We start from the raw sequence: 10,890 nt of genomic DNA on the forward strand, positions 1-10,890 counted from the left end.
GGGGGGGGGGCCCCCCCCCCGGGCCCCCCCGCCGCGGGGGCCGGGGGGGGGGGGGGGGGGGGGGGGGGGGGGGGGGGGGGGGGGGGGGGGGGCGGGGCGGGCCGGCGCCTGGGTGACTGCGCGGCGCGGCAGGGCGGTCAGGACGGTGGGCGGGCGGCGAACGGCTCCAGGCCGACGTGTTCGCTCGGCGGTCCGGTACGGGCCAGCCGGCGGGCGGCGGCCCGGTCGGCCGGGCGCGGCCCCGGCAGGGTGGCGCTGACGGCGTCCAACACCTCCGCGTAGTGCGTGCCGCGGTCCTCCAGGGCCAGCCGCAGGAGTTCGACGGCGGCCCGGTGGCCGCGCAGCAGCTTGTTGCCGGCGCGCGGGCAGCGGGCGGCGAACTCCAGGACCAGCGGCAGGTAGTCGGGCAGTTCGGCCGGGTCGGGTTCCCAGCCGGCGGCCCGGTAGACCTCGCGCAGCGCGGCCAGCGCGCCGCCGCGGCGCCGGGTGTCGCCGTCGGTGTAGTACGTCAGGTGCAGGGTGCGCCGATGGGTGCGGTCGAAGACGTCGGTGTAGTGGGCGGCGGCCTCAAGGACCGGGATCGGCGCGGCCCGCTCGCAGAACCGCAACAGTGGCCGGGCCGCCGGATGCCGCACCGTACGCAGCCGCTCGGCGATCAGCTCCAGCCGCCGCGGCCACTCCTGGTCCGGGTAGTAGAGCAGCAGCGAGGCGGCCTGGTGGACGGCGGGGGCGCTCATAGGGCGGCCCCGCCGCTGTCGGTGCAGGACGACCCACCGGGGCGTCGGAACCCGGCCGGCAGATAGGTGCAACACGCGTGCTGCGTACGGGAGTTGGTCGGGAGGGTGCGCGAAGCCCCGGCTGCCCCGGCGGCCCGGCTCGCCCTGCCCTCTCCGGCTGCCCCGGCAGCCCTGCCCGCCCGCTCGGGCCCTGCCTCCGCGGCCCGCCGCGGGCGTCGGCCGCGGCTCATGCGCCGGCCCCCGAACCCGCGGCCCGGCCGTCGGGGAACAGCCCGTCGGGGCGGCCACTGCCGTCCCAGTTGAGCAGGTTGACCCGGCCGCGCAGCGCCAGCCCGGCGTGCTCGGGCTCAGGCTCGGGCCCTGCGCCGGGCGTCGCATGGAAGGCGTCCGCCTCGTACATGCCGGGACCGCCCGCCCCCTCCAGGCTGCACCCGGTGTCCAGCGGGCTGCCGGGTTCGGCGGTGTAGCTGGTCGGGATGACGTACCGCTCGTCGTACTTGGCGAGCGCGAGCAGCCGGTACATCGCCTCGATGCTCGCCGCGTCCATGCCCACGCTCGCGGCGATGTCCGGATCGGGCTCCTCGCCGAGGTTGTGGTGGCGCATGTGGGCCCGCATCGCGCCCAGTGTGCGCAGCGAGGCGGCCACCGGCTCCGGGTCGCCGGCGGTGAACAGCTCGGCCAGGTAGGAGATCGGGATGCGCAGCGATTCGATGGCGCCGAACAGGTTGGCCGCGTCCTCGCCGTCGTGCCCGCTCTTGGACAGCGCGTCCACGATGGGCGACAGCGGCGGCACGTACCAGACCATCGGCATCGTGCGGTACTCCGGATGCAGCGGCAGCGCCACCCGGTACTCGCTGATCAGGGCGTGCACCGGGGAGCGGCGGGCGGCGCTGATCCAGTCGTGCGGGATGCCGGCCGCCTCGGCCGCCCGCACCACCTCCGGGTCGTTCGGGTCCAGGAAGCAGTCGAGTTGGGCCTCGTACAGGTCCTTCTCGTCGGGCGTCGCCGCCGCCTTGTCCACCCGGTCCGCGTCGTAGAGGATCACGCCCAGGTAGCGCAGCCGGCCCACGCACGTCTCGGAGCACACGGTCGGCTCGCCCGCCTCGATGCGCGGGTAGCAGAAGGTGCACTTCTCGGCCTTGCCCGAGGAGTGGTTGAAGTAGACCTTCTTGTACGGGCAGCCGCTGACGCACATCCGCCAGCCGCGGCAGCGGTCCTGGTCGACCAGGACGATGCCGTCCTCGATGCGCTTGTACATCGCGCCCGACGGGCACACCGCCACGCACGACGGGTTCAGGCAGTGCTCGCAGATGCGCGGCAGGTAGAACATGAACGCGTCCTGGTACTCCAGCCGCACCGTCTCGCTGATCCGCTCAAGCAGCGGGTCCTTCGCGGTGTGCTCGGGGCCGCCGCCGAGGTCGTCGTCCCAGTTGGGGCCGGCGCCGATGGACATCGGCCGGCCGTCGATCTGGGAGTGCGGCGGCGCGGTGGGCACGTCGTCGCCCAGCGGCGCGTCGGTCAGGTTGGCGTAGTCGTACGTCCACGGCTCGTAGTAGTCGTCCAGCGTCGGCAGCTCCGGGTTGGCGAAGATCCGGGAGAGCCGGCGCAGCCGGCCGCCGGAGCGCGGCACGAGCTTGCCGCGCTTCAGCTCCCAGCCGCCGCGCCAGGTGTCCTGGTCCTCGTACCGCCTCGGATAGCCCTGGCCCGGGCGGGTCTCGACGTTGTTGAACCAGACGTACTCGGTGCCCTGCCGGTTGGTCCACGTCTGCTTGCAGGTGACCGAGCAGGTGTGGCAGCCGATGCACTTGTCGAGGTTCATGACCATGGCGACCTGGGCCATCACGCGCCCGAAGGGCGCTTCGCGCGGGGGCATCAGTAGTCGACCTCCTGCGAGCGGCGGCGGATGACCGTGACCGCGTCGCGCTGGTTTCCGGTGGGGCCGTAGTAGTTGGGGGCGAAGGAGAGCTGGGCGTAGCCCCCGATGAGGTGGGTGGGTTTGATCAGCAGCCTGGTCAGCGCGTTGTGCACGCCGCCGCGCCGGCCGGTCGTCTCCGACTTGGGCACGTTCACCAGCCGTTCCTGCACGTGGTACATGAACACCGTGCCGGCCGGCATCCGGTGCGAGACGATCGCCCGGGCCACCACGACGCCGTTGGCGTTGACCGCCTCGATCCAGTCGTTGTCCGCGACCCCGATCGCCTCGGCGTCCTCCGGGCTCATCCAGATCACCGGCCCGCCCCGGGCCAGCGTCTGCATCAGCAGGTTCTCCTGGTACTCGGAGTGGATCGACCACTTCGAGTGCGGGGTGAGGTAGCGGACGGTCACCGAGCGCTCGGTGCCGGCGCCCTTGCGGGGGCGTTCGCCGAGTGCCGGCATGTTCAACGGCGGTTTGAAGACCGGCAGTTGTTCGCCGAACTCGACCATCCAGGAGTGGTCGAGGTAGAAGTGCTGGCGCCCGGTGAGGGTGTGCCAGGGCTTGCCGTGCTCGGTGTTGATGGTGAAGGGCGAGTAGCGCCGCTCGGCGCCCTCCTTGCCCGACCACTCGAAGCTCGCGCCGACCTGCACCGGCCTGGCCTGCGTGTCCGAGAAGACGATCCGCCGGTCGGCCACCGAGGCGGCGAGCTGGGACAGCTCCGAGCCGGCCCCCACCCGCTCGGCGAGTTGCTCGAAGCCCTCGGCCGCGAGCCGCCCGTTGGTGGTGCCGGACAGCGCGAGGATCGCCTCGCACATCTTGACATCGGTGTCGAGGAGTGGCCGGCCGCGTGCCGCGCCCGCGGTCGCGGTGCCGCAGCGCTGGGCCAGCCAACGGGCCTCGGGCTCCGGGCGCACCGTGACGCCCTTGACGACGATGCCCAGCTCCTCGGCGAGCGGCCCGAAGGCGGCCATCTTGTCGCCGATCGCCGTGTAGTCCCGCTCGACCACGGTGATCTGCGGCATCGTCTCGCCCTCGGGCGGCGCCTCGCCGGGCGTGTCGTGCTGGAGCGCGGTGGCCACCAGGTCGTACCGGGTGTCCAGGTGCCCCTTGGCCAACTCGCTCAACCTGCGGGCGATGCCGTGGAAGATGTCGAAGTCCGTACGGGCCTGCCAGGGCGGGTTGATGGCCGGCGAGAACGCGTGCACGTACGGGTGCATGTCGGTGCTCGACAGGTCGTGCTTCTCGTACCAGGTCGCCGCCGGCAGCACCAGGTCGGCGAAGAGCGTGGTGGAGGTCATCCGGAAGTCGAGCGCGAGGAGCAGGTCGAGCTTGCCGCGCGGCCCCTCCTCGCGCCAGGTGACCTCGCTCGGCCTGGACCCCGGCGGGGCTTCGTCGGCGTCCGCGTTGTCGTCGGCGCCCAGCAGGTGGCGCAGGAAGTACTCGTTGCCCTTGGCGGAGGAGCCGATCAGGTTGGCCCGCCACACCGTCAGCACCCGCGGCCAGTTCTCCGGCGCGTCCGGGTCCTGGCAGGCGTAGCCGAGCCGGCCGGCCGCGATCTCCTCGGCCGCCCAGTCCGCCGGGTTGCGCCCGGAGGCGCGGGCCGCCTCGCCCAGCTCCAGCGGGTTGCCGGCGAACGTCGGGTAGGAGGGCATCCAGCCGCGCCGCGCCGACTCGGCCACCAGGTCAGCGGTGTGCCGCCCGGCGAACAGGCCCTGCCCGGTGGGCGAGGCCAGCGCATCGGCCGGCGCGCTCTCGTACCGCCACTGGTCGGTGTGCACGTACCAGTACGGGGTGCCGGCCATCTGCCGCGAGGGGCGCGTCCAGTCGGCGGCGGTGGCCATCTGCTGCCAGCCGGCGTACGGGCGGACCTTCTCCTGCCCCACGTAGTGCGCCCAGCCGCCGCCGTTGACGCCCTGGCAGCCGGTGAGCAGCAGCAGCGACAGGAACGAGCGGTAGATGGTGTCGGAGTGGAACCAGTGGTTGGTGCCAGCGCCCATCACGATCATGGACCGGCCGCGGGTCTGCTCCGCGGTGCGGGCGAACTCCCGCGCGGTGCGGATCGCCGCCTGCGCCGGCACCGAGGTGATCGTCTCCTGCCAGGCCGGCGTGCACGGCACCGAGGCGTCCTCGTACGACAGCGGCCACTGGCCCACCTGGTCGCCGCGGCGCACCCCGTAGCGGGCCAGCAGCAGATCGAAGACGGTGGTCACCAGGCGGTCGCCGATCCGGCGGGTGGGCACCGAGCGGTGCAGCGAGCCGGCCTCCTCGGCGTCGAAGCGGGGCAGCACCACCTTGGCCAGCGGCGCCGAACCGTCCTCCCGGTGGAAGGTCAGCAGCGGGTCGACCGCGCCCAGGTCCAGGTTCCAGCGGCCCTCGCCGCCCTTGCCCCAGCGGTCGCCCAGCGTGCCCGGCGGCACCACCACCTCGTCGGTCGCCGCGTCCACCAGCACCGGCTTGTAGCGGCCGGTGCCCGGCGCGTCGCCCGCGTCCCGGCCCAGGTCGGCCGCGGTGAGGAAGGTGCCGGGCGTGTAGCCGTCGGTGCCGTGCGGGGCCAGCTCCACCAGGAACGGCAGGTCGGTGTAGCGCTTGCCGTAGTCGAGGAAGTACGGGACCTGCCGCTGCACGAAGAACTCGGTGAGGATCACGTGCCCCATGGCCATCGCCAGCGCGCCGTCGGTCCCTGGATGCGGGTGCAGCCACTCGTCGGCGAACTTGGTGGCGTCCGCGTAGTCGGGCGAGACCACCACGACCTTCTGGCCGCGGTAGCGGGCCTCGGTCATGAAGTGCGCGTCCGGAGTGCGGGTGACCGGGACGTTGGAGCCCCACAGCATCAGGTACGCCGCGTCCCACCAGTCGCCGGACTCCGGTACGTCCGTCTGGTCGCCGAACACCTGCGGCGAGGCCACCGGCAGGTCCGCGTACCAGTCGTAGAAGGACAGCATCGGCGCGCCGATCAGCGCGTGGAAGCGGGCGCCGACCGCGTGCGAGGCCATCGACATCGCGGGGATCGGCGAGAAGCCGGCGATCCGGTCCGGGCCGTGCTCGCGCAGGGTGTGCACATGGGCCGCGGCGGCGATCTCCAGCGCCTCCTCCCAGCCGATCCGCACCAGGCCGCCCTTGCCGCGGGCCGCCTGGTAGCGGCGCCGCTTGACGGGGTCGCCGGTGATCTCGGCCCAGGCGGCCACCGGGTCGCCCAGCCGCTGCCTGGCCTCCCGGTACAGCTCCACCCGCACGCCGCGGGCGGGCGGGTAGCGGACCCGGGTGGGCGAGTAGGTGTACCAGGAAAAAGAAGCGCCGCGCGGACATCCGCGCGGCTCGTACTCGGGCCGGTCAGGGCCGGTGGTGGGATAGTCCGTCGCCTGGGTCTCCCAGGTGATCAGGCCGTCCTTGACGTAGACCTTCCAGGAGCACGAGCCCGTGCAGTTGACCCCGTGGGTGGAGCGCACCACCTTGTCGTGGGCCCAACGGTCCCGGTAGGGGGAATCGTTGACGCTCTGGTCCGTGCGGTACACCGCACGGGAATCGGGGCTGACCGGAGCCTTGTGCAGCATCCGCCCCATGCCCAACAGGGCGCGCTCGGCGGCGTCCGCCGACCGCCCGACACGTAACCCGAACCTGTCCGAGGCCACCAGGGGCCCCCTCTCCGCCGCATGCCGAATTGCTCAGCGCAGCCTGACCCAGGCCAGGGGCAAGCGGAAGCGGCCGACACGCTTCTTGACGGGACCGGACACAGTGCTTTGCACACCGTTTAAAGCTGATTTTGGCCGGAACCGAGCGAGCTCAGCGCAGTCGGCGGCCTACGTCGCGTGAACCTCCGGGTAACGCCCGTCATGGCCGCCGTGACCAGCAGCCACGCCCCGCCCGCGACCCAGCCCATGACCTCGCCGACGGTGCGCAGGCCAGCCACGTCGCCGGCCTCGGCGAGGGTGTGACTGGCCACCGCGTACATGCCGAGGGGGAAGACGATGCACCACTGTGTCGGCTCGTACCGGAGCGGCACCCGGTGCCTGAGGTGGCGCCAGTATCCGGCCCAGAGCAGCACCGGGAAGAGCAGCGTCGCCCAGCCCCAGAGCACCAGCAAGGTCGCCACCAGGGCCCGGTGCGGCCCCGTCGACCAGCCGAGTTGCACCACCTGCGCGCCGGCCAGAATGGTGATCGCGCAGGCACCCATGGCCACCCAGTACGCGGGCGTCAGCCCCTGCGGTGGCACCGGGTGCCGCCGCAACCGCCAGCCGATGACGCCCAGCACCGCCCCGTACAGGCAGCCGCCGGCCACCCAGACCGCGAGCAGCAGCCCGGCCGCCGCCTCGCCGTGCCACAGCGCGGACCCGGCCACCACGGTGGACTGGAGGCCGACCGCGCACAGGAACCAGGTGCCGTCGGCCAGCCCCAGCGCGCCGGGCGAGCGCCGCAGCGTGCCCGGCACCCACAGCGCGAGCCGCGCCCAGGCGACCATCGCGACCAGGCACAACACCAGGGCGGCGGCCCGCACTCCCTCGATGGCGAGCCGCGCGGCGAGCACCTCGGCACCGGCCACGAAGGTGAAGAAGCCGAAGACCTTGGCCGGCGCGGCCACGTCCGCCAGGAGCTGCGGTCGATGGGCCGCGGCCCGCCAGGCCAGGGCCGCGGCGAGGACGACGAACCAGGCCACGCCCAGTCCGAAGAGCGCCCAGGAGAGCCGTCCCGCGCCGTCGATTCCGAGCGCCCGGGAGACGATGCCGGTCGCCATCACCGGGGCGAAGCAGGCCGGTGGCAAGGCGCGCACCCGGTCCCCGAACCCCCACGTCCATGTCATGAACGCAGCGTGCCATCGACCGCGCCCGGCTCGACCCCACCGGTACGCCTGCGTCCCCGTTGTCCCACGGGGAACCGGCCATGCGGAGCCGTGATTCCGGGCCCGGAGGAGATGGCCGATGCTTTACCGCCACGTGGGCAACGCTATGCCGATCGCGGGGAGTTGCCGCCGGTCGGCCTATCACCCGAACGCCGCGCAACCGGCGCACGCGGGCGCGCGGGGCGTACGGGGAAGGGCCGGACGACGCCGGTGGCACCGGGGTCTCAGGGGGGCGCGCAAGGCTGCGGCGGGCTGCTCGGCCGGTGCGGATACGGGCCGTGGGCCGGGGATGGGGGGGGGGGGGCCGGGCCGGATGCGCCCCCGGGGCGGGCGGCGTTCCCGGGCGGGGAGCGGTTGCTTCCGGACGCGGTGGGAAGGGGGGCCCTGCGGGGTGGGGTTGTGCCAGCGGACGGCGGCGTGCGAGCCCCGCGGGCACGTGTGGGGAGACCCGCCCGGGGCGGGGTGGGGGAGCCCGGCCCGGAGCGGATGGGGAGCCCCGTTCGGCGTGGCTGGGCCCGCCGTTGGGCGGCGGGTGTGACGCCCCGCGGGCCTGGGCCGCACGACCGCGCCGAGCCTGCTAGCTTCTACATCGTTGTAGAGGTTTTCCGTTGCCGCTACGAAGGCGCCGTCCGGCAGCCGTGCGATGACATGAGGAGAAGTTACCGATGGCCCTGTGGGACAAGCTCAAGGAATCCGCGTCCTCGATGCAGACCCAGCTCATGGCGAAGAAGAACGAGCTGAAGAGCGGCGCGTTCCGGGACGCCAGCATGGCGATGTGTGCGCTGGTGGCCGCCGCGGACGGCTCCGTCGACCCCGCCGAACGGCAGCGCGTCGCCTCGCTGATCGCCACCAACGACGTGCTCCAGAACTTCCCCGCCGACGACCTCCAGCGCCGCTTCAACGAGTACGTCGACAAGCTCACCGCGGACTTCGCGCTCGGCAAGGTGTCCGTGGTCCAGGACATCGGCAAGGTCAAGAAGAAGCCGGTGGAGGCGCGCGCCGTCATCCAGATCGGCATCGTCATCGGCGGCGCCGACGGCAACTTCGACCCGACCGAGCAGGCCGTGGTCCGCGAGGTCTGCTACGCGCTCGACATCGCGCCGACCGAGTTCGACCTCTAGGCCGGCGGGTCACTGACCGGCCCGCCCCTCGGACGGGCGGGCCGCACGGGTGCGCGGGGGCGGTGACCGGAGGGGACGCCGGCGCGCCGCCAGGCCCCGCCCGCGCACCTCATCGCGGGGGGGGCGTCGGACCGTTCCGACGTCCCCACCGCGATATCCCCCTCCGATCCGCACGCGCTGAGCCGCGGGCGGTCGAGGTCTTGGCGTCCGCCGGTTGCGGTCCGGGCGCCCCGCCGCGGGCCCGGACCGCACTCGACTGCCTGCGTCGCGGACTAACTGCCTGCGTCGCGGACTAGTAGATGCCCGGCGCGAACTTCGCCGCCACGTCCCGCGGGTAGTCCTTGAAGCCGCCGAAGCTCCGCTCCACCTGCGCCTTCTCCTGCGCGTTCGGGTAGCGGTTGGTGCAGGTGGTGCCGGCCGAAGCGCCGGACATCAGGCTGGTGCACGGGCCGGGCTTCACGTCGGGCAGGCCGAGGATGTGGCCGAGCTCGTGCGAGGAGATGCGGATGGTGTTGTGGCCCTGGTTGACGGCCTGGCGGCCTATCCACACCCGGCCGTTGCCGAGCGAGGTCGGTTGGGCCCGCGGCCAGCCGTTGTCGGCGACCACGATGATGTTCGCCCGCTGGCCCGGCTGCACGGCCTTGAGCTGCACGTTCTTCACGCTGGTGTTCCAGGCTTCGGCGCCCTGGTTCACCGCGTCCTTGAACTCGGCGGCACCGCTGGCGTCATAGGTGACCACCCGGGCGGCGGTCCGCTCGGCCTGCGCGTCGGCGGAGCCGGTCGCGGACGCGGTCTGCACACCCGTACCGACCAGCAGGCCCGTGGTGCAGAGCGCGAGCGATGCGCGAAGGATCTTCCGGGAATTCATACGCTTCTCCACTCGATGGATGGACTTGTCGGCGGTGCGCGCCAGCACGGCGGGGGCCGGCCGGTGTCGTGCCGTACGCCGTGCTGACCGCGGTCCCGACGGAGGCGCGCTGGGCGCCGCCGAGTTGACCGTGCGCGCCGCCCGCAGGACCGGCGCGCGGGCCGCGGCGCCCGCTGCGTACGAGCACCGCGGATGCCGGGGCCCCGGGGCAGGCGTGCGTACGGGCGGACCGCGAACGGCACACCGGCGGGGCCGTACGAGGTGCGGGAGCTGAAGAGCCGATGAGAGCTGTGCGAGCTTGTGAGAGCCGCCCGGGTCCCGTGGGGTGGGGTGGGGGTAGGGAGGGGCCGGGCAGGAGCGGTGGGGGCCCGGGCTCCACGGGTGGCAGCCGAGAGTGACGGTACCGTTCCGCACCGGCTGCGTGGAGATAGCAATTATCTATAACACGGTGACCTGAGGAGGCCCGTCGGCCCGCCGGCCGGGCACGGCCGGCATCCCACAACTCGCCCCCGTGCCTGACTAGTTATCGCTCTAGGGGAAGCCGTGAAGAACGTGAAGAATCCTCGACCGGCGCGCCATTCGACATGCGCTCCGTGCGGCATCAGATGCGGCATCAGATGAGGAGAAACCCTTGCGATCGATCACGTTGGGTGTGGCTCTCGGTGTGGCGGCGTTGACCCTGGCGGCGGGGGCGAGCGGGCCGGCCGCCGCCGAACCCGCGGCTGGCGGTAAGGCTCTGACCTGGACCTTCCTCGCGGACGGCCCGGGTGGCACGGTACAGGTGGGCGGCGGCCCGCTGGCCGACCCGTACCAGGGTGACACCTCGACCAGCACGGCGCTTCCGGTGCTCTGCCTGAAGGTGGACGGCAGCCCGGTGCCCGCCGGGCTCACCCCGGACTTCTACGCGGGATGGTCCCGCGGGCACGTCGCGGTCAGCAATCCGGTCCGCGGCAACCGGCTGACCAGCCTCGCCGTGGCCAACGGTGTGTGCGAGAACACCTTCGGCAAGGGCTGGCGGTTCGCCGAGTTCCACGACGGACGGTACGGGCCGAACCTGGCTGACACCGGCGGTTGGAGCTTCTGGGCCCACGGCGACGTACCGGTCGGCACCCGCTTCTGGACCCACATCAACGACCAGCCGGCCAATCCTTGGAACTGAGCGAACGGGCCAATGGGCCGAACCGGCTGGCTGTCTGAACCGATCGCCCGGCTGGGGCGGCTGGCCGAACTGACCGGCTGATGGGCTGGCCTGCTGGCTGATTGGGCCGGGCTGGCCGGGCTGATCGACCCGCCGCGTGGCCCGGGCCCGCCGGGCCCTCTCGCGCCGCTTCGGCGGGGAGTCCGGAGAGGGCATCCACGTCGTCCACGACCGCCCGCAGGGGGCGCTGGCCCCCCTCGGCGGCGCCGCCCGGGCG

7 protein-coding genes are annotated in these 10,890 nt (G+C 73.2%); 2 read left to right on the plus strand and 5 right to left on the minus strand.

All coding sequences use genetic code 11. From position 1 onward, the window contains the following. Nucleotides 1-137 precede the first annotated feature (137 nt). From narJ to AAHZ94_RS19145, 4 genes are all read right to left on the minus strand, one after another. Nucleotides 138-737: a nitrate reductase molybdenum cofactor assembly chaperone gene (gene narJ, locus AAHZ94_RS19130; RefSeq protein WP_349994185.1), complete on the minus strand. Its 600-nt coding sequence runs from the start codon at nt 735-737 to the stop codon at nt 138-140. Between the two features lie 226 nt (nt 738-963). Further along, complete coding sequence (gene narH / locus AAHZ94_RS19135; RefSeq protein ID WP_349994186.1) at nt 964-2,610, minus strand: nitrate reductase subunit beta; 1,647 nt, start codon at nt 2,608-2,610, stop codon at nt 964-966. Further along, nucleotides 2,610-6,212, minus strand: coding sequence for a nitrate reductase subunit alpha (locus tag AAHZ94_RS19140; protein ID WP_349994191.1), 3,603 nt, complete (start codon nt 6,210-6,212; stop codon nt 2,610-2,612). Before AAHZ94_RS19140 ends, narH begins: the two co-directional genes overlap by 1 nt. 188 nt (nt 6,213-6,400) lie before the next feature. Beyond that, nucleotides 6,401-7,447: a tellurite resistance/C4-dicarboxylate transporter family protein gene (locus tag AAHZ94_RS19145; RefSeq protein ID WP_349994187.1), complete on the minus strand. Its 1,047-nt coding sequence runs from the start codon at nt 7,445-7,447 to the stop codon at nt 6,401-6,403. Between the two features lie 704 nt (nt 7,448-8,151). Between AAHZ94_RS19145 and AAHZ94_RS19150 the strand changes: the two genes are divergently transcribed. Beyond that, on the plus strand, nt 8,152-8,607 hold the full coding sequence (locus tag AAHZ94_RS19150; protein ID WP_349994188.1) for a tellurite resistance TerB family protein: 456 nt from the start codon (nt 8,152-8,154) through the stop codon (nt 8,605-8,607). A gap of 292 nt (nt 8,608-8,899) precedes the next feature. Here the strand turns inward: AAHZ94_RS19150 and AAHZ94_RS19155 are convergent, their stop codons facing one another. Next, nucleotides 8,900-9,475, minus strand: coding sequence for a snapalysin family zinc-dependent metalloprotease (locus tag AAHZ94_RS19155; protein WP_349994189.1), 576 nt, complete (start codon nt 9,473-9,475; stop codon nt 8,900-8,902). A 631-nt stretch (nt 9,476-10,106) separates the two neighbouring features. Between AAHZ94_RS19155 and AAHZ94_RS19160 the strand changes: the two genes are divergently transcribed. After that, a complete protein-coding gene (locus AAHZ94_RS19160; RefSeq protein ID WP_349994190.1) occupies nt 10,107-10,634 on the plus strand; it encodes a hypothetical protein in 528 nt (175 codons plus the stop codon). The last annotated feature ends 256 nt before the right edge of the window (nt 10,635-10,890 follow it).

This window comes from Streptomyces sp. HSW2009 (genome assembly GCF_040240285.1).
In the GTDB taxonomy this organism is placed as follows: Bacteria; Actinomycetota; Actinomycetes; order Streptomycetales; family Streptomycetaceae; genus Streptomyces.

Coding starts and splice junctions, on each gene's coding strand:
- narJ (WP_349994185.1), bottom strand. CDS start 737: ATGAGCGCCCCCGCCGTCCACCAGGCCGCCTCGCTGCTGCTCTACTAC.
- narH (WP_349994186.1), bottom strand. CDS start 2,610: ATGCCCCCGCGCGAAGCGCCCTTCGGGCGCGTGATGGCCCAGGTCGCC.
- AAHZ94_RS19140 (WP_349994191.1), bottom strand. CDS start 6,212: ATGGGGCGGATGCTGCACAAGGCTCCGGTCAGCCCCGATTCCCGTGCG.
- AAHZ94_RS19145 (WP_349994187.1), bottom strand. CDS start 7,447: ATGACATGGACGTGGGGGTTCGGGGACCGGGTGCGCGCCTTGCCACCG.
- AAHZ94_RS19150 (WP_349994188.1), top strand. CDS start 8,152: ATGGCCCTGTGGGACAAGCTCAAGGAATCCGCGTCCTCGATGCAGACC.
- AAHZ94_RS19155 (WP_349994189.1), bottom strand. CDS start 9,475: ATGAATTCCCGGAAGATCCTTCGCGCATCGCTCGCGCTCTGCACCACG.